This is a genomic window from Methanothermobacter tenebrarum (assembly GCF_003264935.1).
GTDB lineage: Archaea > Methanobacteriota > Methanobacteria > Methanobacteriales > DSM-23052 > Methanothermobacter_A > Methanothermobacter_A tenebrarum_A.
The window spans coordinates 43,721-65,317 of the sequence record NZ_QLOE01000001.1 but is presented as its reverse complement, the minus strand read 5'-3'; the positions used below and the strand labels follow the sequence as shown (position 1 = coordinate 65,317).

The window sequence follows — 21,597 nt, the reverse complement described above, 5'->3', positions numbered from 1 at the left end:
TTCCATGAGGAGATCAAGGCTAAGATTGTTCAAGTGGACTTCCATGACCATTTCATTACTTGGAGTGTTAATGATCATTGCAACAGTCCTAGTCCTGTTATATATTGGAGTTGATAGGATATCCTCAACTATATCCACGAATGTTGATAAAGGATCGTTATATGATGAATTCGCCCAATTACAAAAGGAGTACCAGGATCTGGAAATCGATTATGAGTCGACAAAGAAGGTAATCTATGGTATGGGTGACAAGGACCTTATGGAAAAGTATGTTAACGCAGAGATCAAACTTGTGGAGGCTAAATCTGCCCTTGATGATGTTGAGAGCGCCCTTTCCACTAACAAACCAATACCAGAGATCAAGAATAGACTGCAGACCGCGAATTTGAAATTAAAAGAGGCCAGAGATAGTCTAGCTAGTCTAAAAGCCCTCATTTAACCCCTTTGAATCCTTTACAGACAATATACATCTCGGGGCTACCCTTCCTAGAAGAAGCCGGTTTCGTGCTTTTAACCCTCATAAAGGAACTCCTTAATTTCTTTAACAATTCATTGAAACCAGGCCCTTGGAAAACTTTAACAAGGAGGTTACCACCTTTTTTAAGGAATCTGTCTGCAACTTTTATAACGTTCTCAACAAGTTCCAATGACCTTAACTGGTCAATATTTTTTATACCTGAAAGTGAAGGAGAAGCATCAGATATTATAACATCAGCTTTCCCACCTAGAAGTTCACCTATCTTCTCTTGGACCTTCTCATCTGTAAAATCTCCTTTTATAGCATGGAAATTATCCACTGGGAAAGGTTTAATAGGCTTAATATCCACGGCGATGACAAGTCCATCATCACCCACTTTCTCAAGGGCGACCTGTGACCAGCCACCAGGAGCAGCCCCAAGATCAACAACCTTATCCCCCTTCCTAATCAATTTAAACCTATTATCGAGTTGTAAAAGCTTATATGAGGCCCTAGACCTATATTTCTGCTTCTTAGCACTCTTATAATAATAGTCCCTTTTTCTTTCAAGATACCATCTTCTACCCAAAGTTAATCACCTTATTTTGCAAGTTGGTGAACCTACCCTCACAATCTCTGTTTCAATCTTACCATCATAGATTTCAACTAACATTACAGTAGGATAAGCCAGCCGCGGCACTGTAGGACTGCCAGGATTCAAGAGTAGTATACCATCAACCTCTTTGATAAACGGCTGATGAGTATGCCCTGAGATAAGAACATCAACATTCATTTCTAGGGCAATATATTTAAGCTGCTGAGTATCGCCACGAGGATAAACCTCACCATGATTCAAACCTATACTTAGACCATCTACCTTTAGGATTTCATCCCTTGGAAGTTCGAGACCATAATAACGATCCATGTTACCTTGAACGCATTTCATGGGGGCTAAATTATTAAGCTCATCTTTAACATCCAATGAGGTTAAATCACCAGCATGGAGTATCATGTCCACGCTACTGAAAACCTCAAAGACCTTATCAGGGATGACAGAAACCCTATCAGGTACATGAGTATCAGAAACAACGCCGACAAGCATATCGATCACCCGGATAATATAATTTCTAGAATTAACTATAATCTAAAAATAACCTTAGAATGGGGAAAATTTCTATTCTCCCGCTAGAAAACCTCCTATAGCCCCTCCAATCCCCATGAATATCATCGAAACTAAGAGTAAGACTATTACCACTGCAATACCTGTGAAAAGTCCTATGAAAAAACCGAATATTCCACCGATAAGGGCGCCGAAAATGCTTAGAAGCATGGCTAATATTATACCACCAAACGCACCAGCAACCGTAGCATTCCAGAAACCTCCAAGGGCGCCCTCTTTCGCCATTAAACCCACTATAAAACCTGCTAAGAACAATCCCAGGACAGATGCGCCCCTAGGCATGAAGGACTCTAAGATTATTGGAAAAATAATAGATAATATGAAACCTATAACTACAGGACCCCACTTCACCATGGATATCACCCAAATAATAATTGAAGTGAATATTATTTAATTCTATCGCCGGAAAAAACCCCACACACTCCTATTGTAACCAAAAAGAATATAAAATATGAAAGTATATTACAATATCCAAAAGAATATAAGATCATCCCACAGATCCACTGAAGGGATGAAGACTCCCAATAGAACACCTCCCCTAAAATCTGTTTTATTGGGCGAAAAGTTAAAAAAAATTAATCATCACCCCCCAAGAATTGGGGGGTGGATCCTCCTATGAACCCAAGATAAGATAGGCTTCTCAAGGTGCTTAAAACCATAAAAATTCGATTGGAAATCTTGATAATAGATGTTAAAGGGGGTTTTTTTATCTTGGAGCAAGCTACCAAAATACTCCTTGTAGTATGTTTCATCCTAGTTGCAATTTTAGGTTTTATAAGTGGGATAATATACACTGAATTTCCCCTAAAGAACCCTATATCCCCCAAGATAGAGAAACCATCCAATGGAGGATTAATCCCATCAACAGATGAAGGGGCTGAATGGCATGAATTAGGGACATTCAAAGGCTCAGATGATGATTACAGGTGCTTCAACATACAAGGTGACAAGTTCAAGGTTGTAATGTCTGCCGTGCCAATGATAACCTACCAACCCAACAGTATGCAAGTAGATGTTATAAAAGATAACAGTATCGTGGCAACAAAAACCATAGAATGGGGGGCTACAGAATACCCAAACAAAAAAAGGGAGATAATAGAAGTTACAAGCGGCCCTGGCAAATACTGTATTATGGTATATTCTGTGGATCTTGAAAATTGGCAGGTTACAATCTGGGACTACTATTAATGGCTCCTCTTCACAGATCCTTTAAAGTCTTATTCAAGTTTACTTGGATATCATGATGCAATCCCATCTTTTTAGGGGATATGGATTCTTATATTTTGGTAGATTCTATTGAATGTTTCTGGGCTGATATATTCTAGTCCGTTTGATGGGTCCAGGAATACTATGAAGCCGTCTGGGGTCATTCCAGCATATACTGTGAAGTGTCCATTAGTTCCTGGTACTATATAATAGGTTTGGGTGTGGTTAGCATCATAGGATGGATATCCTAGGTCTAGTATCCCATCATCTATTACTATAATATCATATTCTTCTGGCGGGCCTGTGTCTATAATGGCATTGTATCCAAAATGTTTGGCGGCTTTGACGATCTGTTGGGGGCTGTAGCCTTTGGGATTGTTGCCAAGATAGTCTACTATCATCTTCTCGGTTAGGTTAGCTCCTTTTTTGTTTGTAAGTGCTGTTGCGAGGGCTGCGGGTCCACATGTATAATTTGTTGTCTGATAGACTATCTTATAACCATATACAGTCTCTATTTTATTGGATGGTTCTTGGCGGACTTCAGGGCTTATAATGGCCCCTATTATTATGACGAATATTATCCCGAAGCAGCAGCTTGCCAGCACACCCCAAGTTGTGCTTGAGGTTTTAGCAAGTTTTGCACCGCAGTTTCTGCAGAATTTTGCCCCTGGCCTATTATATGTTCCACATTTTGGACATTTCAAAATGTTCCCCACATTATCGTTAATATTAAGAATTTTAGGGCTTTTGTCATGATCCCGATACCGATACCTGCGGGTAGGCCTGTTAGGAATCTTAGCATGTTGTTGCTTTCCCTTAAACCTAATAGTTGTGTGGATCCGTCAATTATTGTGGGTGCTGTTATTAGTGTTGCTGCGATGATTAATGTTGTTGTGTATTTTATGGGTGTGAGGTATGCTATGATGAAATAGGAGAATGCTCCGATGTATATACCAGTGCATCTTGAACAGACTGGAAAGTAGTGGCCTTTTATCGAGAATGTTCGGTCTGGTATTCTATGACAAATCTTGAATTTCATGTTAAAACCCCGAGGGTTTTTCATAATATTATTTTTTTGATGGTTGGTTAATAAGATTCCACCTCTTGTCTTTTATAATTGTTTATGATAATAATTAATTAAAAGTTAAACTTTGGGGGGATTATGATGGTTGATAAAGTTTCTTCCTCTATCCTTGATTTGACTGAGGGTGCGTGTGGTATATGTCATAGGATCCTAGAAGAGATTTCAGATCAGGGTATGAGGGCGGAGTCGAGGGAATGTTTTGAGGGTGTGGATGCTTGGCTAGTTGATGCTTCAGGGGAAACTGTGGGGGTGGGTAGGGATATAACTTGGGCGCCGGCTATACTTAGAGCAGAGATAGACGCCGGGATTTTACCAGAGGATATAGCATTTGAACTCGAGGATATTTTAACAGATAAAACCGATCTTAGAAGAGTGGCTAGAATGTCAGGTTATGGTAGGGTTGTGACATCCGCGGGGCTTATAATATCCCTTATTTGGGAAAATGGTGGGTATGTGGAGGTTAAAAGGGATGGTATAGGTGTTAGGGCGATATTCTATGATGAGAATGGTGATGAGATATCAAATTCAGTCACAGGATTTTGTCCGGTTTGCGCAATAAACATATCAGCTGGTAGGGTTCCCAGTATAAGGCGTAAAATAGCAGAACAGTTAAAAGGATCCAAGAACACAGGCCAAATAAAATATGAAAGGGGCATCCTAAACAGTATCAGGTGGAAAAACAGAAGAGTATACACTGACCTAATCGAAGATGATAAGATTATAGGAAGGAACTGGGGCTGTTGCATAGCCTATTCCACGGTGAGGGCTGAAATAGCAGCAGGATTAGGAAGTAAAAAATGGAATAGAATATTCAAACATTATTGCGATCAATGTCCCCTTAAACATTGTTGGATAGGGAAAGCCATGGGAGCCCTAGGGAACAAAGTACTCCATAGGATGAAAAACGTTAATGTAAAAGAGATTGTGAGAATGGAAGACTACATAACAGTAGATATCATGGACAACGAAAAGAGAGTAGGTTATGGTATAGGGACGCTCTGTTCACTAAGCGCTTCTGTAAACGCCCTTATGAGATCCGATGCCATCAAAATCCTTAAGCCAACACCAGCAGAAGGGTTCCCCTACAAAGAAAGAAAACGAAAAGAGGGATAATAGAATGGATGAGCATATCATAGAAGCCCTGGGAAGGGCAAAAATCATAATAAAGGATGGTAGGATAGTCTCACTCGGAGAACCCATGATAAAATACTGTCCACTATTCCATAAATATAGGGGCATCAAAGAACTAAACAAGGAAACTATACGTGAGAATATAGAATTCCGTATAAGGGACTTTGGGATGTGCACACCGGAAAGAGAACTCAAGATGAAAGATTTCCTCTCCTTCGGGGTCTCCGAGATAATCTCAACCCTCCTTGAAGAGAATATAATAGACTGCGCAGTGATGGTATGTGAAGGGGCTGGAACAGTTCTAATAACCGAACCAGAATTCGCACAGGGGGTGGGTGGGAGAATCTCAGGGGTGGTTAAAACAAGCCCCATAAAAAAGATCATAGAAAAACTTGGAGAAGAAAACGTATTAGAACCAGAAACTGGGAAAATAGACCAGCCCATGGGTGTTAAAAAAGCGCTAGACCAAGGATACAATTCTATAGCCGTTACAGTAGCCAACATAGAAGATGCAGTTAAAATAAGGAAAATGGACAAGAAAGTTTATATTTTTGCTGTTCACCTCACTGGTATAACAAGAAAAGAAGCCGAAATACTCTTTCAAAATGCTGATATCATAACATCCTGCGCTTCAAAACATATCCGCCACATCGGAGATAAAAAAGCACTATTCAAGGCAGGATATTCAATACCAATATACGCCGCCACAAAAGATGGTGAAAGGTTCATAAAAAAGCGAATAGAAAAAATAGGCGGCCTTAAAGAAAAGAAAAACCCCCCAATACCATATCCACTAATCTAGATATCCTACTTTTTGAAGCAATCGTCTTCTATATGATCTGCTATGGCCTTTATCACACAACTTTGGGTTATAAGACCCAATAATTTCCCATCTTCCACCACAGGAATCCTCTGATAGCCAGTCTCCACCATTATTTTACTTATAGTACCAATAGAAGCGTTCTTGTCAACTACAACAAGATCCCGGCTCATAATATCCTTCACTTTAAGTTTAAGAGCTTCACTACCAGCCAATAATATATCCCTATGTGTTATAAATCCAACAAGCTTATCCCCATCTACTACAGGCACTCCACCAATATTAGCCCGGACCATTTTCAACTTCGCGGCAGCCACAGACTCCTCTGGTGTCACCACGATAACATCCCTTATCATAATATCCTTTGCACAAAGTTCTCGTATCATAAACTTATTTGTGTTCAAAATTATATATTAAAGGTGAGGGGATCCAAAGTGACTCAAATGGAAGAAGCAAAAAAAGGCAACACAACACCCCAAATGGAAGAAGTGGCCAGAGCAGAAGATTATAAAATCAAAAATATCATGAAAAGAGTAGCACAGGGTAGAATTGTCATACCATCAAATCCAATACATAATCCAATCCCATGTGGGATAGGTGAAGGCCTATCCACAAAAATAAACGCTAATGTCGGATCCTCCCCCAAATTGGAGGATCCTGAATTGGAAGTTAAAAAATCACTTGTCGCCATCCAATACGGAGCAGACACCATAATGGATCTGAGCACAGGGCCGAAATTAGCCAAGATAAGAAAAAAAATACTAGAAGAGGTGGACATACCAATCGGCACAGTACCCATCTATGAGGCCGGTGTAAAAGCTGCAGAAAAAAATGGTTCAATAGTTGACATGGACGAAGACGACATCTTCAACACAATAGAGAAACAGGCAAAAGATGGAGTCGACTTCATGACAGTCCACTCTGGCATAACATTAGACACAGTGGAGAAACTAGAAAGATCAAACAGGATCCTGGGGATGGTGAGTAGAGGAGGAGTTTTCCTCGCCACATGGATAAAACATAACAAGATGGAGAATCCACTCTACTCAAACTATGAATACCTCCTCGAAATAGCCCATGAATATGATGTCACACTCAGCCTCGGTGATGGACTGAGACCAGGCTGCCTGGCAGACGCATCAGACACCCCACAACTACAAGAACTAATCATACTAGGAGAACTGGTTGAAAAAGCCAGGGAAGCAAATGTACAATGTATGGTAGAGGGGCCCGGACATGTCCCAATAGATCAAATCCCCGCGAATATGAAAATCCAGAAGACCCTCTGTAAGGGAGCTCCATTCTACGTCCTAGGTCCCATAGTAACTGACATGGCTCCAGGTTATGATCATATAAGCGCAGCCATTGGAGGGGCTATAGCAGCCTATTATGGAGCAGATTTCATCTGTTATGTAACACCAGCAGAACACTTAACCATACCAGGCATAAGAGAAGTTAAAGAGGGGGTTATAGCATCAAAGATAGCTGCACAGGCAGCTGATTCAGCTAAGAGGATGGAGAGGGCGTGGAACATGGAATTAGAGATGGCGAGGGCGAGAAGAGACTTCAACTGGGAGAGGCAATTTGAATTGGCATTTGACCATGAAAAACCCAGAAAGTATAGGATGCAATGTCCAGTTGAAGAAGAAGACATGTGCTCAATGTGTGGCGAATACTGCGCCCTAAGACTTTTCAAGAGACAATGAAAAAAACACCCCCACAGAATGCACCCCCCAGGGGGATAATAATGGAATACAAAAATTTAGCTAAACTCTATAACAAACTAGAATCAACAACCAAAAGATTAGAAAAGACTGACATAATAGCTGATTTCCTCAAAAAAACAGAAACCGAACTTTTACCAACCGTAACCTTACTCCTCCTAGGCCGTGTTTTCCCAACTTGGAGCGAAGAAGAGCTTGGAATCGGTCCTAAACTTCTAATGAAGGCAATATCAATCGTCACTGGTGCGAGTGTTGATGAAATAGAAGAAGAAATCCGCGAACAAGGCGACATCGGCAAAGCAAGTGAAGTATTATTCAAAAGAAAATCCCAGTTAACATTCACCCCACATCCCCTCACAGTCGAAAAAGTCTATAACGATCTTAAAAAACTGGCATACATAACAGGCAAAGGAGCCCAATCAAAAAAAATAGACATACTAATAGGCATACTCTCATTAGCCTCCCCAATCGAGGCCAAATATATAACAAGAACAATACTTGAAGAATTAAGGGTTGGGGCTGGTGAGGGTATTATAAGTGATGCCATATCACTAGCATTCAACATCGACAAAGAAATTGTTGAAAGAGCCTACATGCTCACCAACGACCTTGGGATGGTGGCCAAGGTTGCCAAGAGTGAAGGCGAAGCTGGACTCCGCAGACTCTCACTAGAACCTGGAAGGCCAGTGAAGCCAATGTTAGCCCAACTTGCAGAAAGCATAGAATCTGCCATAGAAGAACTAGGGGAGGCGCTCTGCGAAACCAAATATGATGGTGTGAGAGTCCAAATACATAGAAAAGATGATAAAATCCTCATATTCACCCGCAGGTTAGAAAATATAAGCAATGCTGTGCCCGAGATCATCAAGCGCGTGGAAAAATCGTTACCCCAAGAAGATTTCATAGTAGAAGGGGAAATCATCGTAAACATTGAAGGAAGACCCGGTTCATTCCAATACATCCTCCAAAGGGTGAAGAGAAAATACGACATCGAAGAAATGATAACCAGGATACCCCTCACACTCTACCTCTTCGACATCCTATATTATAGGGGGCCCCTCATAGACGAACCCTTCAAAGAGCGGCGCAAGATCTTGGAGTCTATAATCAGGCCCATAGATGGTAAGATAGAATTAAGTAGACAATTGAAGGTCACTACCGAGAATATCAAGGATGGCATATCACTCTTCAGGGAATCTATAAAAGAGGGACATGAAGGTATAATGATAAAAGATCCAAACGCACCATATATACCCGGGATACGGGGCAAAAAGATGCTTAAGTACAAGGCAGAACCCGAAACTTTGGATTTGGTGGTTATTGGTGGAACATACGGCAAAGGAAAACGTGCACACCTTATAGGATCATATCTGCTAGCGGCGAGGGATGATGAAACCGGTGAACTGAAAACAGTAGCACATGTTGCAACAGGCCTAGATGATAAAACACTCAAAGAACTCACAGAAAGGCTAAAGGAGATAACGATAGAGGAAAAGGGGAGAAAAATCAGGGTAAAACCTGAAATAATCATAGAAGTGGCATATAGTGAAATAGTAAAAAGCCCAGAGTATGAAAGCGGATATTCCCTTCGATTTCCAGTGGTGAAAAGGATAAGGGATGATCTCAGCCTAGAAGACGTTGACACCATAAAACGTATAGAATCACTCTTCAAACCATAAAAAATCCCACAATTATCCCAGATTTTGCGGCTTTTCTAAAAAACTTTTGATGTGCAGGCCACAAAATATAATAATACTTAATAGCCTATAATTAATATGGTGTTTATAGTGGAGGATGAGAAGATATTTAAAATTGTCATTTTCATGGCATTAGTAGGCCTTATAGGGATGATAGTGTCGGCTGGTAGTATCACGCCTCGGGAGGTTAAAATAAAAGAAATAGACAAGGGCATGATCGACGAAGAAGTCACAGTAACAGGTTTTGTGGAGGATATAAAAAATTCAAAGACTGGTAAAGCGTCATTCATCACATTAAATGATGGTACTGGGAAGATAACAATCGTAATATTTGAATCTGTTAAAAATGAGATTGAAAGATCCGACCTGAGTATAGAAATGCTCAAATACAGAAAAATAAAAATCATAGGGAAAATAGCAGAATACAAGGGTTCAATGGAAATCATACTTGAAGAGCCCCAAAACCTAAAAATATTATGAAACAACATTTAAGAAAACCTGGGATAATAGGGATTCCCAAAGCCCATTATTCCAGCGAATGATGCTCTCGATTCCATCCATGACAGTTTATATTCTCCCCCCTTTCTTGAGTATTCTTTAGCTCATCTCCCTCTATAAAAATTATGGTTCCAAGTAAATATCCCCCCACTTCCACAAAAGAAAAATGATAAGAGAAAAATAGGCTATATAATCCTTAAAACTAATATTAATCTACAACTCATACTCAAGATTAATAATGATTTCAAAATTCCACGAAAAGGTTGATAACAATGAAAAAACTATTCGGCACTTTTGGTGTTAGGAGGATCGCGAACAAACAATTAACACCAGAATTCGCATCAAAGCTCTCAGCAGCCTTCGGCTCTCTCATAGATGGAAAAGTTGCTGTGGGTGGTGATACAAGAACCTCCACCCCCATGATAAAACATGCTGTTATAGCAGGCCTCCTATCTAGTGGATGTGATGTTGTAGATCTTGGGATCCTCCCAACCCCTACTGTACAATATGCTGTTAGAAAATACTATGATGCAGGGGTTATCATCACAGCATCCCATAATCCCCCAGAATACAATGGGATAAAATTCGTCGATGAACACGGTATCGGAGTCAAAGAAGAAATAGAAGAAAAAATAGAGAAAATTTTCTTCGAAGAAAAAGTTGAAAGAGTTCCATGGGAGAATATAGGTTCCACAACCAGAAATAGGAGGATTATCAGAGAATACATAGATGAAGTTATAAAGAGAGTTGATGCCGACATTATAAGAGAGGCTAATTTTACTGTTGTAGTTGACTGCGGATCAGGAGCAGCCTCCTATACAACACCATACCTTCTAAGAGAGCTTGGATGCGAAGTCTTATCATTGAATTGTCAACCAGACGGCTTTTTCCCCGGACGAAACCCCGAACCAACCCCAGAAAACCTGAAAGACCTAATGAACACGGTTAAAGCCAGTGGAGCCGATCTTGGCATAGCCCATGACGGCGACGCTGACAGGACAATCTGTATAGATGAAAATGGAGAGTTCATCTTCGGCGATAAAACCTTCGCATTAGTAGAGAAGAAAATGTTAAAGGAAAACAAAGGAGGCTTAATTGTAACAACGGTAGCAACCACTTCAGCCATCTACGATATTGCAAAAGAAAACAATGGAAAGGTTATAACAACTCCAGTAGGCGATCTAATCGTGGCAAGAACCCTCAAAGAAAAAAAAGGACTCTTCGGCGGTGAAGAAAATGGCGGCCTAATATTCCCAGATTTCGTATATGGTAGGGATGGAGCCCTCTCAGCCGCCAAAATACTTGAGATCATGGCCGAAGAAGGCAAACCAATCTCTAAGCTCGTGGCTGAACTACCAAAATATTATTCTGAAAAGATGAAAATAAGATGTCCAGATGAACTTAAACCCAAAGTAATGGCCACCATCCAAGAAAAAGTTGAAAAGGACCCTAAAATAGATAGAATAGACACCACAGATGGCGTTAAAATATTTAAAGAAGATGGGTGGGTGATCATAAGACCATCGGGCACAGAACCCATATTCAGATGCTTCGCAGAAGCCAAAAGCCAAGAAAAAGCCACCCAAATGGCCAAATGGGGTATTAGTATCGTTAAAAAGTCCATCAATGAGATGAGCTAAAAAGTGAACCTTTTTATAATATAAATGAACATAATTATAGTAAAATTCTGCTGGTTGTTTAAAAAATGGACTCTAAGTATATCCTATTGGCCCTTGTAATAATTATTATACTGATTCTAGTTGGAGGCATATTCTACTTTTCTAAAGAAGAAAAGGAGAATATCACCCAAAATGTCACAAAACCCCAAGAAATCCAAAATAATCAAACAGTTACCACTAGTGGGATATCAGCAGAAGAGGCTCAGAATATCGCAGCTAATTACATGGCAGCAAACCCTGCGGAATTTGGGAATACCACAACTGGCACACCCTCATTAAGAGATGGAGTATATTATGTTCCAGTAGTTGTAATTACAAGTGAGGGACAACATCCACCAGGGACCATTGTAGCCTACATCCGAGTAGATGAGAAAACGGGGACAATATTAGGCATAGAACCCATAAAAATGTACTAGAAAAAATATAAAAAGGTTTTATAATTTTTGGGGCAGGTAAGTGTCTGCTATTGCAGCTACGCCTACACCCATCTCCACATCGAATCCAAGTTCTCTTAGGGTCATTTCAAGTGCTGAGAACGTTGTTATAAGTTCCCTGTGTGTTATGTTACCCATATGTCCTATCCTGAATATTTTACCCTTCAAGTGATCTTGTCCACCTGCAAGTTCCACATGATACTTGTTTCTCATGGTACCCCGCAGTTCAGCGTCTGTCACACCCTCTGGTAATTTAACCGCTGTAACAGTTGTGGATGAAACCTCCTCGTCAGGGAACAACTCGAGGCCCAAGGCCTTTATAGCATTCCTAGTGGCCTCAGCAGCCAATTCATGCCTTTTAATCCTATTTTCGAGGCCTTCTTCCTTCACAACCTTCAATGCTTCATGTAATGCGTATACTAATGAGACTGCTGGGGTGTAAGGCGTCTCTGGGGGTTCCATGCTGCTGGTCTTCCTATACTTTTTAAGGTCTAGATAGTAGCATCTTGAATTTGTGTTATCAACAACATTCCATGCATCATCACTTAATGTTATCGCGGCTAAACCTGGAGGTGCTGCGAGGCATTTCTGCGAACCAGTGACACAAATATCTATATTGTATCCATCAACGTCTACTTCAGCCCCTCCTAATGAGGAGACAGTATCAACAATATAAAGTGCATCATAATCATCTAGGATCTTACCTATTTCTTTTATGGGATTAGCAACCCCAGTAGAAGTTTCATTGTGCACTACAGTAACTGCTTTTATATTCTCATCCTCTTCAAGGGCTTCTTTAATATCATTAGGGTTTGCCGCTTTCCCCCATTCGACCTCGATCCTCTTTGATTCGCCCCCGAACGCTTCAACAATATTACTGAATCTTTCTCCGAATTTTCCACCGACCACATTAAGTATCTTGTCACCAGGCTCCAATATATTAACTATGGCCGCTTCCATGGCCGCAGTACCGGAACCTGTGAGTATATAGGACTTATTAGTGGTTCGGAATATGTCTGAGATCATCTCACTTGTTTCTGTTAAAAATTTGCCGAATATTGCGCTTCTATGGTTCACTATATTCTCTGACATGGCCTTTAATACCCTGGGGGTGACCCTAGTTGGACCTGGGATCATCAATAATGTTTCATCCATGAAAAACTCCTCCCAATCTCTATCACTTTCATATTAATAAAGAGGATTTTAAAAAGATTTATACTTATCCAAAGACCATGACTTAATAAACTTGGTCTTTTTGAATGTGATTATAATGGATCTTAAAACATGGATAGGCTGGTATGAGAAAATCATAGAAGATTTCAAATTCGACCCCCTCGCTGATATGGAAGCCGCCGAATACCTTAATGATTTCCTCCAAGAACATGAGAATATAAAAGTTGATATGGATGAACTGCCACATAATGATAAGTTCATAATCTTTGGAGCCGGACCATCCATTAAAAAGCATTTGAAGTTCTTAAAGGAGGATTTTGACCTTGGGGTTTTCACGATGATAGCTGCTGATGGGGCTACAACCGCCCTCCTAGAAGAATCCATACTACCCGATATTATTGTAACAGACCTTGACGGTAACATTGATGATATAATCAGGGCAAATAAGGCCGGTTCTTTCGTAGTGGTACATGCACATGGTAATAACCTGGAAAGGTTAAGATTTTATCTTCCAAAGCTTAGGAACATCCTTGGAACGACCCAGACGCCACCAATAGGAGATTTGCACAATTTTGGCGGTTTCACTGATGGTGATAGGGCTGTTTTCCTCGCGGTTGAATTAGGCGCCAAGCTCATAATCTTGGCTGGTATGGATTTTGGGGATATCATCACAAAATATTCAAGGCCCCAGATAAGTGAAAAGACAGAAAAAGCAGATAAGATCAAAAGGTTGAAACTGGAATATGCCAAGAAGCTTATAGATTGGATAATGGAAAACGAGGATGTTAAAATTTATAATCTCGTGGAGGCTAAATTATTGAAAGGTTAATATACTTTGAAGGATAATTATCATATCATGGGAATAGATGATATCCTCCTACATGATGAGACAATATTCAGGAATATGCAAGCCTTCGACCCTGATTATATCCCTGAGAATTTTAAGTACAGAGATTCGCAGATGGAAGCTCTTGCAGTTTGTATAAGACCTGCCTTGATGAATGGGAGGCCCATTAATGCTGTTGTACTAGGGGCTTGCGCGACTGGTAAGACCACAGCCATAAAGAAACTTTTTGAAATGGTTGAGAATAGTTCAGAGAAGGTTATATGCTCATATATTAACTGTCAATTGCATACTACACGTTTCGGCATATTTTCACAGATATATTATAAGATCTTTGGATATTATCCTCCAGAGACTGGGGTTCCATTTTCTAGGATATACCATGACATAATGCATAAACTTTCAACAGAGGATAAGGCCCTTATAGTTGCATTAGATGATGTTAACCACCTATTCCATGACAGGAAAGCTAATAGGATATTCTATGATATTCTAAGGGCGTATGAGGCTTTTGATAATGTTAGGACGGGTATATTCGCTGTATTATCTGATATTGAGTTTAGGTATGCTCTTGATAAAAATGTTGATTCAGTGTTCATCCCACAGGAGATAATATTCCAACCCTATAGTTATGAGGAAATATATGATATATTAAAGGATAGGGCAAGGATAGGATTCTATGATGGTGTAATCTCTGATGAACTAATAGATGAGATAGCAATTTTAGCATTTGAAACAGGAGACTTAAGATATGGTATAAACCTTTTAAGGGTCTGTGGGAACCTTGCCGAGGCGGAAGCCTCTCCTAGGATTAAAAAATCACACCTTGAAGAGGCTATAAAAGACACAATATCCACAAGTTTCAATGACACAATAAAAAATCTTTCAAAAAATGAAAGAGAATTCCTAAAAATTATCATAGATGCTGGAAGTGAAAACTTAACAGCAGGCCAAGCCTATAAAGAGTTTAAAAGGAGAACAGGATTAAGTTATTCATCATTTAATAGGATACTAGAAAAACTTGAATTTCTAAGACTTATTGACACCCCATTCACAGGTAAAGGTAGGCGTGGTAACGCGCGTCTTATAATCCCAAGATTCAAAAAGGAATTAGATAAATGAAGAACAGGTTCGCTGGATAATTAGAATTTGGCGTGCTCGCGAAAAAATACACACCCCCTATTATAAGTAAAAGGACAATGAATATTATAATACAAGCTTCAATATTAAGGTCAGTGAAATTCCCTTTTTTCCTTGACCTATCCAACCTATACATTTCATTTCACCTCCATAGTATGATTGTCAAATTTGGGAGAATATAACAAAAGAGGAAGAGAGCATATGAAAACTAATAATAGGTTGGAGAAAAACATGAAGAAAAAATTCGAATATTTCGAAGTAACAGCAGACGCCGGCTATTGGGCATACGGGTCAACAATGGAAGAAGCTTTTGAAAACGCGGCCCTTGCAATGTTCGAATTAATGACAGACACGAGGAAAGTCCAACCAAAAAAAGAAAAAAGGATAAAATTAGAAGCTGAGGATGAAATATCACTCCTACATGATTGGCTCGACGAACTCCTATTCCTAAAGGATACAGAATTCCTATTCTTCTCAAAATTCAAAGTTAATATACAAAAAAATAGATTATATAGACTAGAAGGAAAAGCCGTAGGCGATAACATAAATCCTAGTATACATGAAATTCGCGATGAAGTAAAAGCAGTCACCTATCACTTGATGGATGTGCGAGAAGAAAAAGGCCAATATAAAGTTAGAGTGATAGTAGACCTATAAAAAAGAGAGACCCTCCTTTGGTGGTGGATTATAATGAACGTGAAAAATATCCTGATAAAAGTTAGAGAATCGGTATGGGAAGTCCCCACAGATTATAAAGAGTGCATGCGCGTCCCTGGGCGAATATACCTAGACGAAGAAGCACTAAAAGACTTGGAGAAAGGAGCCATTGACCAAGTGGCGAATGTAGCATGCCTCCCAGGCATACAAAAATTTTCAATTGGCCTTCCAGACATACACTTCGGCTACGGATTCAGTATAGGGGGCGTTGCAGCATTCGACGCCAGAAATGGTATCATAAGTCCAGGTGGTGTGGGATTCGATATAAACTGCGGAGTCAGACTATTAAAAACAAACCTAGACCATGAAGAAGTCAAACCAAGAATAAAAGAACTCATAGACACACTATTCAGGAACGTGCCATCAGGCGTTGGAAGCAAAGGCAAAATAAGACTAAAAGAGGGTCAAATTGATGAAGTGCTAGAAAACGGCGCTGAATGGGCTGTTGAAAACGGATACGGTTGGGAAGAAGACCTAAAACACCTCGAAGAAAACGGTAAAATGGAAGAAGCCGACGCAACAAAGGTAAGCGAAAAAGCAAAAAAGAGGGGCATACCCCAACTAGGCTCATTAGGCTCAGGCAACCACTTCCTAGAAGTCCAAAGAATAGATAGAATCTTCAACGAAAAAGCAGCAAAAGCCTACGGCCTAGAAACTGGGAAAGTAACAGTACTAATCCACACAGGATCCAGAGGCTGCGGCCATCAAATCTGCTCAGACTACCTAAAAATCATGGACAAAGCCTACAAAAAATACAACATCAAAATACCAGACCGACAATTAGCCTGCGCCCCAGTAGACTCAGAAGAGGCAATAGAATATTTCCAGGCAATGGCAGCAGCAGCAAACTATGCATGGGCCAACCGACAAATGATAGTACACTGGGTGAGAGAATCCTTCGAACAAGTATTCAACAAAAGCGCAGAAGACATGGAAATGGAAATATTATATGATGTGGCCCACAACATAGCCAAAAAAGAAACCCACCCAATAAAAGGATTGAAAAGGGAAGTCTACGTTCACAGAAAAGGGGCTACAAGAGCCTTCGGCCCGGGGAGGAAAGAAATACCCTCCGAATATAGGAAAATAGGCCAACCAGTCATAATACCAGGTACGATGGGAACATCATCCTATGTACTCCACGGGACAGAAACTGCAATGAAAGAAACATTCGGATCCACAGCCCATGGAGCAGGGCGTAAAATGAGCAGAGCAGGTGCAAAGAGGACATACCGTGGCGAGCAAGTCCAAAGGAACCTTTCAAGGATGGGAATATACGTAAGGGCCACTTCAATGCCAGTGATCGCGGAAGAAGCGCCAGGAGCCTACAAAGACGTGGACATGGTCGTTAACACATCCCACAGGACAGGAATATCACGACTAGTCGCAAAAATGATACCATTAGGCGTCGCCAAAGGGTGACATAGTTGATAGGGATAATAGGTGGAACAGGAATCTATAAAACACCACAAGATGTGAAGGTGGAAAAAAAGATTATAAAAACACCCTATGGGGATTCACCCCCAATATCAATTTTCAAAATCCATGACAAAAAAGTCGCATTCATACCCAGACACGCAGAAGGCCACGACTATCCACCACACAAGATAAACTACAGAGCAAACATATGGGCCCTTAAACACTTAGGTGTCAATAAAATAATCGCAACCAACACCGCAGGATCACTCCACAAATTCATCAAACCAGGGACAATAGTCACACCAGATGACTTCCTAGATTTCACGAAAACGAGAATAGGAACATTCTATGATAAAAATACAGTCCACGTGGATGTTACAAAACCATACTGTCCAAAACTCAGAAACATACTACTATCCTCTGGCGAAGTGGAGGATGGTGGAGTATACGTGTGTACAGAAGGGCCCCGTTTTGAAACTGCAGCTGAGATAAGAATGTTCAAAATCCTAGGAGGCACAATTGTGGGGATGACAGGATTACCCGAGGCCGTGCTCGCAAGAGAACTTGAAATGTGCTATGCGAGCCTCTGCCTGGTATCAAATTATGCAGCGTCAATCTCAGAGGATAAACTCACCATAAAAGAAGTCTTCAATGTCCTGGAGGAGAAAAGGCCCATTATAGTGGATATTATAAATAGGAGTGTTGAGATGATTGATGAATCCCCATGTGAATGTCATGAGGCGCTTAAAGGCGCCTCTGTAGATGAAATACTCAAAGGGGAGATGCCAAAATGAAAGTTTTATTATTATGTGGAAGTCCGAGGAAAGAAAGCAACACCATGACAGCCCTAGAAAGATGTGCCGAGAAAATCAGGGAAGAAGGCCTTGAAACCGAGATAATTTCTTTAAGGGGAATGGACATTAAATCCTGTAGAGCATGCTTAACCTGTGCGAAGACGGGTGAATGCGCAATAGATGATGGACTCAACACCATCATCCAAAAAATAAAAGAATCAGAGGGATTCATAGTAGGATCTCCAGTATACTTTGGAACAGCACGTGGCGATGTCATGTCAGCACTACAGAGGATAGGGATGGTTTCAAGGGCCTCTGACAGGTTCCTAAAATGGAAGGTCGGCGGACCCATTGCAGTGGCCCGTAGGGGTGGTCAGACAGCCACAATACAAGAGATGTTAATGTTCTATCTCATAAATGATATGATAGTCCCAGGTTCAACCTATTGGAATATCCTATTTGCTTGGGCTGCTGGCGAAGTTGAAGATGATAAAGAGGGTATTGAAACTGTAGAACATTTCGGCGAAAACGTGGCTAAACTAATCAAAAAAATATACTAGACCCCCCCCATTGAACACCCCATTTTAGGGGGATTGTAGATTGAAGATAGCCGTCGCATCATCTGATGGTGAAAATGTGGACTTGCATTTCGGCAAAGCATCTAAGTTTATTATCTACGAGTTCGATGGTGAAAAAGTGGAGATGATTGATGAGAGGAAAGTTAACGTTGACTTTGCTGAAAAACATCAATGGATGAAAACATTAGATGCTGTTAGAGATTGTGATATTGTAATAGCTGTCCAGGCTGGATTAAGGGCTAAATTCGGCCTTGAAGAGGCGGGTATAAAATTCGTATCAGATGAAGGGCCCATAGATGATGTTATCAGGAGGTATATTAAACATTACAAGTTCATGAAAAGCTAAATATTTAAATATCTTCTAGGCTAATAATCTACTTCAATATTTTGGAAAATTAGGACCAAAGTTTTGTAATTCTAATTTTTCATGGAAAAATTCACAATTTTAGGGTGATATAATGGCTAAAGTGAGAAGAAGAAGAGCAAGAGACACTTGGAAAGAAAAGAAATGGTATACTGTAACAGCCCCGAGTTTATTCGGGGAAAAAGAGATAGGTGTTACACCTGCACGTGATCCTAAACTATTATCTACTAGGAGAGTAGAGGCTACGATGCGAGAACTTACCGGTGATTTTTCAAGACAATATGTTAAATTAAAATTTGAGATAGAGAACGTTACAGGAGACAAGGCAAGTACTAAGTTCATAGGCCATGAACTTACAACAGATTACGTGCGAAGCATGATAAGAAGAGGTACTAGTCGTGTTGACGCTCCAAAGATAGTGAAGACAAAGGATGGTTACAAGGTAAAGATTCACACCCTCGCCATAACAACCCGACGAGCCAAATCATCACAGCAAAGATACATGCGTAAGATCATAGAGGACAAGATAGAGGAGCTCGCAAGTGAGAAAACATTCAACGAGCTCGTGGAGGGTATTGTAACAGGGAAAATAGCCTCAGAGATATACCATGAAGCCAAGAAAGTCTACCCCCTCAAAAGGGTTGAGATAATAAAGACTAGGGTATTAGAGGAGCCAGCCTAGAAAAGGAGCCCAATGATGGGGGGTCCCCCATATGAAAGACTTTAATTGGATTTATATCATTATATGCATACTTATAGGCTTTTTAACTTACAATCGGTGCGCCTTGGACTTTTGGGGGTCCCTCCTAATGGTTATAATGGGTTTTCTTATAATAGTAGCTGCTGGGTTTAATTGGCTGATTTTAATATTCATTTTTTTGATTCTAAGCCTTTTAGCCACAAAATATAAGAAAAATTATAAGAAGTCCATGAAACTCTATGAAGGTAGAAGGAACGCTCGAAACGTCATCTCCAATGGTATAATACCATTTATAATGGCCAGCTTCAGCTACTATGACGGGTTCCTCGGGGGATTCATAGGATCCGTGGCAACTGCAACAGCAGACACGCTAGCAAGTGAAATAGGAGTGTTACAGACGCCTAGACTAATAACAGATTTGACAAGGGAGGTTAAACCTGGAACAGATGGTGGTGTATCACTCCTAGGAACCGCTGCAGGCATCATCGGAGCAGGTATCATCGGCCTATCAGCATACTTTCTCAATATATGCCCTAACCCACTAATATCTGTTAAAATAGCCGTGATAGCAGGCACCATAGGATGCTTCATGGACAGCATACTAGGCGCTTTATTTGAACGAAAAAATTACATTAACAATGAACAAGTGAATCTATTAGCAACAGTTACAGGGGCAGCTGCAGGGATAATCCTCCTCCATTTCTAACATAAACAAGGTGGGAAAATTATGAAAAGCCTGATAATGATAATTGATGGGATGGCAGACCGTCCAATACCAGAACTTGGAGAAAAAACACCCTTAGAAGCTGCTGAAACCCCAAATATGGACAAGTTAGCGGAAAATGGTATTAATGGTATCATGGACCCGATAAAACCTGGTATAAGGGTTGGGAGCGACACCGCACATCTTTCAATCTTGGGATACAACCCATATAAAGTCTATACTGGTAGAGGACCATTCGAAGCCGCTGGGGTTGGAGTAGAAGTGAAACCAGGAGACATAGCATTCAGATGCAATTTCGCAACCCAAGACGAGGATGGGATAATAATAGACAGGCGAGCCGGCCGAATAAGGGAAAAAACTGACAAGATAGCTGAAACAATCAACTCCATGAAAATAGAAGGCTTCGAAGACGTTGAAATAATCTTCAAGGAATCTACAGGCCACAGGGCAGTACTAGTTTTAAGGGGTGAAAATCTTTCAGATAAGGTATCCGATTCAGACCCTAAAAAGGAGGGCAAACCCCCAAAGGCCGTTAAACCCTTAAACGACTCCCCGGCCGCTGAAAAAACCGCGAAACTCCTAAACAGACTAGTCGAAAAGTCATACAAATTACTTAAAGAACATCCAGTCAACATAGAACGTTTAAAAAGGTCTGAAAACCCTGCTAACATCATACTACCAAGAGGAGCTGGAGAAGTACCCCATATAAGAAAATTTGAGGAAAAATATGGGCTAAAAGCAGCATGTATAGCCGAAACAGGGCTCATAAAAGGTATAGGGAACCTGACAGGCATGGAAATCATAGAAGTGGAAGGAGCAACCGGGGGCATAGACACCAACCTAAAAAATATAAAAGACGCAATCATTGATACAATAAACAGCCAATATGATTTCATACTCGTAAACATTGACGGCGCCGATGAAGCAGGCCACGACGGAGACCTGAAAGGCAAAATAGAATTCCTAGAAAAAGTTGATGAAATACTCGAAGACTTCCCATTAGATGAAATGTTTTTTGTCTTCACAGCTGACCACACCACCCCAATAAGTGTAAAAGACCATACCGGAGACCCAGTACCCATCGTAATTAACGGTCCAGGTATAAGAGTGGACAACATAAAAAGATTCAATGAAAGAGAAGCAAGCAAAGGCGGACTCTGCAGGATAAGAGGATCAGATATAATGAACATATTACTCGACCTAATGGATAAAACAGAAAAATTCGGTGCATAAA

26 protein-coding genes are annotated in these 21,597 nt (G+C 40.5%); 19 read left to right on the top strand and 7 right to left on the bottom strand.

Annotation, left to right across the window (positions count from 1 at the left end; translation table 11 throughout):
• Positions 1–4 precede the first annotated feature (4 nt).
• The gene (locus DPC56_RS00365) at positions 5–439 is read left to right on the top strand and encodes a hypothetical protein (RefSeq protein WP_112093087.1); all 435 of its coding nucleotides are present in this window, start codon (positions 5–7) and stop codon (positions 437–439) included.
• Here DPC56_RS00365 and DPC56_RS00360 read toward each other — a convergent pair.
• The 3 genes from DPC56_RS00360 to DPC56_RS00350 form a co-directional block, all read right to left on the bottom strand.
• Positions 432–1,046 (bottom strand): RlmE family RNA methyltransferase, encoded by a 615-nt coding sequence (locus tag DPC56_RS00360; RefSeq protein ID WP_112093086.1) that lies wholly within the window; start codon positions 1,044–1,046, stop codon positions 432–434. The genes DPC56_RS00365 and DPC56_RS00360 overlap by 8 nt on opposite strands.
• Positions 1,047–1,052: 6 nt before the next feature.
• Positions 1,053–1,559, bottom strand: coding sequence for a metallophosphoesterase (locus DPC56_RS00355; protein ID WP_112093085.1), 507 nt, complete (start codon positions 1,557–1,559; stop codon positions 1,053–1,055).
• 72 nt (positions 1,560–1,631) lie between these two features.
• Positions 1,632–1,991: a DUF5518 domain-containing protein gene (locus DPC56_RS00350; RefSeq protein ID WP_112093084.1), complete on the bottom strand. Its 360-nt coding sequence runs from the start codon at positions 1,989–1,991 to the stop codon at positions 1,632–1,634.
• 357 nt (positions 1,992–2,348) lie between these two features.
• Here DPC56_RS00350 and DPC56_RS00345 point away from each other — a divergent pair, with 357 nt between their 5' ends.
• Positions 2,349–2,825, top strand: coding sequence for a hypothetical protein (locus tag DPC56_RS00345; protein WP_112093083.1), 477 nt, complete (start codon positions 2,349–2,351; stop codon positions 2,823–2,825).
• 71 nt (positions 2,826–2,896) lie between these two features.
• On the opposite strand, the gene DPC56_RS08280 is transcribed toward DPC56_RS00345, so the two are convergent.
• A complete protein-coding gene (locus DPC56_RS08280) occupies positions 2,897–3,547 on the bottom strand; it encodes a cysteine peptidase family C39 domain-containing protein (protein ID WP_220084800.1) in 651 nt (216 codons plus the stop codon).
• Positions 3,544–3,882, bottom strand: coding sequence for a DUF2085 domain-containing protein (locus DPC56_RS08275; protein WP_220084799.1), 339 nt, complete (start codon positions 3,880–3,882; stop codon positions 3,544–3,546). The genes DPC56_RS08280 and DPC56_RS08275 overlap by 4 nt, the downstream gene beginning before the upstream one ends.
• A gap of 126 nt (positions 3,883–4,008) precedes the next feature.
• Between DPC56_RS08275 and DPC56_RS00330 the strand changes: the two genes are divergently transcribed.
• Together DPC56_RS00330 and DPC56_RS00325 are read left to right on the top strand one after the other, a co-directional pair.
• Complete coding sequence (locus tag DPC56_RS00330) at positions 4,009–5,040, top strand: hypothetical protein (protein ID WP_112093283.1); 1,032 nt, start codon at positions 4,009–4,011, stop codon at positions 5,038–5,040.
• A 4-nt stretch (positions 5,041–5,044) separates the two neighbouring features.
• Positions 5,045–5,860 (top strand): methanogenesis marker 8 protein, encoded by an 816-nt coding sequence (locus DPC56_RS00325; RefSeq protein ID WP_112093081.1) that lies wholly within the window; start codon positions 5,045–5,047, stop codon positions 5,858–5,860.
• 5 nt (positions 5,861–5,865) lie between these two features.
• Here the strand turns inward: DPC56_RS00325 and DPC56_RS00320 are convergent, their stop codons facing one another.
• Positions 5,866–6,264 carry a CBS domain-containing protein gene (locus DPC56_RS00320; RefSeq protein ID WP_112093282.1) on the bottom strand — a complete coding sequence of 133 codons (399 nt, stop codon included), beginning with the start codon at positions 6,262–6,264 and terminating at the stop codon, positions 5,866–5,868.
• Positions 6,265–6,312: 48 nt separating this feature from the next.
• On the opposite strand from DPC56_RS00320, the gene thiC reads away from it, so the two are divergent.
• The 5 genes from thiC to DPC56_RS00295 all read left to right on the top strand — a co-directional run bounded on the left by thiC (position 6,313) and on the right by DPC56_RS00295 (position 11,892).
• Positions 6,313–7,584 (top strand): phosphomethylpyrimidine synthase, encoded by a 1,272-nt coding sequence (gene thiC, locus DPC56_RS00315; RefSeq protein ID WP_112093080.1) that lies wholly within the window; start codon positions 6,313–6,315, stop codon positions 7,582–7,584.
• Between the two features lie 41 nt (positions 7,585–7,625).
• On the top strand, positions 7,626–9,281 hold the full coding sequence (locus DPC56_RS00310) for an ATP-dependent DNA ligase (protein WP_112093281.1): 1,656 nt from the start codon (positions 7,626–7,628) through the stop codon (positions 9,279–9,281).
• Between the two features lie 96 nt (positions 9,282–9,377).
• Entirely contained in the window at positions 9,378–9,779 is a 402-nt protein-coding gene (locus DPC56_RS00305) for an OB-fold nucleic acid binding domain-containing protein (protein WP_112093079.1), read from the top strand.
• Between the two features lie 290 nt (positions 9,780–10,069).
• On the top strand, positions 10,070–11,437 hold the full coding sequence (gene glmM, locus DPC56_RS00300) for a phosphoglucosamine mutase (RefSeq protein ID WP_112093078.1): 1,368 nt from the start codon (positions 10,070–10,072) through the stop codon (positions 11,435–11,437).
• 65 nt (positions 11,438–11,502) lie between these two features.
• On the top strand, positions 11,503–11,892 hold the full coding sequence (locus DPC56_RS00295; RefSeq protein WP_112093077.1) for a hypothetical protein: 390 nt from the start codon (positions 11,503–11,505) through the stop codon (positions 11,890–11,892).
• Positions 11,893–11,910: 18 nt separating this feature from the next.
• Here DPC56_RS00295 and DPC56_RS00290 read toward each other — a convergent pair whose 3' ends face one another.
• Positions 11,911–13,065, bottom strand: coding sequence for a pyridoxal-phosphate-dependent aminotransferase family protein (locus tag DPC56_RS00290; RefSeq protein ID WP_112093076.1), 1,155 nt, complete (start codon positions 13,063–13,065; stop codon positions 11,911–11,913).
• 115 nt (positions 13,066–13,180) lie between these two features.
• Here DPC56_RS00290 and DPC56_RS00285 point away from each other — a divergent pair, with 115 nt between their 5' ends.
• From DPC56_RS00285 to DPC56_RS00240, 10 genes are all read left to right on the top strand, one after another.
• Complete coding sequence (locus DPC56_RS00285) at positions 13,181–13,912, top strand: 6-hydroxymethylpterin diphosphokinase MptE-like protein (RefSeq protein WP_112093075.1); 732 nt, start codon at positions 13,181–13,183, stop codon at positions 13,910–13,912.
• A 27-nt stretch (positions 13,913–13,939) separates the two neighbouring features.
• Complete coding sequence (locus DPC56_RS00280) at positions 13,940–15,049, top strand: ORC1-type DNA replication protein (protein WP_112093280.1); 1,110 nt, start codon at positions 13,940–13,942, stop codon at positions 15,047–15,049.
• Positions 15,050–15,298: 249 nt separating this feature from the next.
• Positions 15,299–15,724, top strand: a complete 426-nt coding sequence (locus tag DPC56_RS00275) for an archease (RefSeq protein WP_245923797.1) — start codon at positions 15,299–15,301, stop codon at positions 15,722–15,724.
• Positions 15,725–15,757: 33 nt separating this feature from the next.
• Complete coding sequence (locus DPC56_RS00270) at positions 15,758–17,206, top strand: RtcB family protein (RefSeq protein ID WP_112093073.1); 1,449 nt, start codon at positions 15,758–15,760, stop codon at positions 17,204–17,206.
• Between the two features lie 5 nt (positions 17,207–17,211).
• The gene (gene mtnP / locus DPC56_RS00265) at positions 17,212–17,997 is read left to right on the top strand and encodes an S-methyl-5'-thioadenosine phosphorylase (RefSeq protein ID WP_112093072.1); all 786 of its coding nucleotides are present in this window, start codon (positions 17,212–17,214) and stop codon (positions 17,995–17,997) included.
• Positions 17,994–18,557: a flavodoxin family protein gene (locus DPC56_RS00260; RefSeq protein ID WP_112093071.1), complete on the top strand. Its 564-nt coding sequence runs from the start codon at positions 17,994–17,996 to the stop codon at positions 18,555–18,557. The genes mtnP and DPC56_RS00260 overlap by 4 nt, the downstream gene beginning before the upstream one ends.
• Positions 18,558–18,597: 40 nt before the next feature.
• Positions 18,598–18,921: a NifB/NifX family molybdenum-iron cluster-binding protein gene (locus DPC56_RS00255; RefSeq protein ID WP_112093070.1), complete on the top strand. Its 324-nt coding sequence runs from the start codon at positions 18,598–18,600 to the stop codon at positions 18,919–18,921.
• 112 nt (positions 18,922–19,033) lie between these two features.
• Complete coding sequence (locus tag DPC56_RS00250) at positions 19,034–19,621, top strand: 30S ribosomal protein S3ae (protein ID WP_112093069.1); 588 nt, start codon at positions 19,034–19,036, stop codon at positions 19,619–19,621.
• 31 nt (positions 19,622–19,652) lie between these two features.
• On the top strand, positions 19,653–20,345 hold the full coding sequence (locus DPC56_RS00245) for a TIGR00297 family protein (protein ID WP_112093068.1): 693 nt from the start codon (positions 19,653–19,655) through the stop codon (positions 20,343–20,345).
• 21 nt (positions 20,346–20,366) lie between these two features.
• Positions 20,367–21,596, top strand: coding sequence for a 2,3-bisphosphoglycerate-independent phosphoglycerate mutase (locus DPC56_RS00240; RefSeq protein WP_112093067.1), 1,230 nt, complete (start codon positions 20,367–20,369; stop codon positions 21,594–21,596).
• Position 21,597 lies beyond the last annotated feature (1 nt).

Coding starts and splice junctions, on each gene's coding strand:
- DPC56_RS00295 (WP_112093077.1), top strand. CDS start 11,503: ATGGACTCTAAGTATATCCTATTGGCCCTTGTAATAATTATTATACTG.
- DPC56_RS00365 (WP_112093087.1), top strand. CDS start 5: ATGAGGAGATCAAGGCTAAGATTGTTCAAGTGGACTTCCATGACCATT.
- DPC56_RS00245 (WP_112093068.1), top strand. CDS start 19,653: ATGAAAGACTTTAATTGGATTTATATCATTATATGCATACTTATAGGC.
- DPC56_RS00325 (WP_112093081.1), top strand. CDS start 5,045: ATGGATGAGCATATCATAGAAGCCCTGGGAAGGGCAAAAATCATAATA.
- DPC56_RS00270 (WP_112093073.1), top strand. CDS start 15,758: ATGAACGTGAAAAATATCCTGATAAAAGTTAGAGAATCGGTATGGGAA.
- glmM (WP_112093078.1), top strand. CDS start 10,070: ATGAAAAAACTATTCGGCACTTTTGGTGTTAGGAGGATCGCGAACAAA.
- DPC56_RS00260 (WP_112093071.1), top strand. CDS start 17,994: ATGAAAGTTTTATTATTATGTGGAAGTCCGAGGAAAGAAAGCAACACC.
- DPC56_RS00290 (WP_112093076.1), bottom strand. CDS start 13,065: ATGGATGAAACATTATTGATGATCCCAGGTCCAACTAGGGTCACCCCC.
- DPC56_RS00310 (WP_112093281.1), top strand. CDS start 7,626: ATGGAATACAAAAATTTAGCTAAACTCTATAACAAACTAGAATCAACA.
- DPC56_RS00240 (WP_112093067.1), top strand. CDS start 20,367: ATGAAAAGCCTGATAATGATAATTGATGGGATGGCAGACCGTCCAATA.
- DPC56_RS00250 (WP_112093069.1), top strand. CDS start 19,034: ATGGCTAAAGTGAGAAGAAGAAGAGCAAGAGACACTTGGAAAGAAAAG.
- DPC56_RS00350 (WP_112093084.1), bottom strand. CDS start 1,991: ATGGTGAAGTGGGGTCCTGTAGTTATAGGTTTCATATTATCTATTATT.
- DPC56_RS00285 (WP_112093075.1), top strand. CDS start 13,181: ATGGATCTTAAAACATGGATAGGCTGGTATGAGAAAATCATAGAAGAT.
- DPC56_RS00280 (WP_112093280.1), top strand. CDS start 13,940: ATGGGAATAGATGATATCCTCCTACATGATGAGACAATATTCAGGAAT.
- DPC56_RS00320 (WP_112093282.1), bottom strand. CDS start 6,264: ATGATACGAGAACTTTGTGCAAAGGATATTATGATAAGGGATGTTATC.
- DPC56_RS08275 (WP_220084799.1), bottom strand. CDS start 3,882: ATGAAATTCAAGATTTGTCATAGAATACCAGACCGAACATTCTCGATA.
- DPC56_RS00305 (WP_112093079.1), top strand. CDS start 9,378: ATGGTGTTTATAGTGGAGGATGAGAAGATATTTAAAATTGTCATTTTC.
- DPC56_RS00355 (WP_112093085.1), bottom strand. CDS start 1,559: ATGCTTGTCGGCGTTGTTTCTGATACTCATGTACCTGATAGGGTTTCT.
- DPC56_RS00275 (WP_245923797.1), top strand. CDS start 15,299: ATGAAGAAAAAATTCGAATATTTCGAAGTAACAGCAGACGCCGGCTAT.
- DPC56_RS00330 (WP_112093283.1), top strand. CDS start 4,009: ATGGTTGATAAAGTTTCTTCCTCTATCCTTGATTTGACTGAGGGTGCG.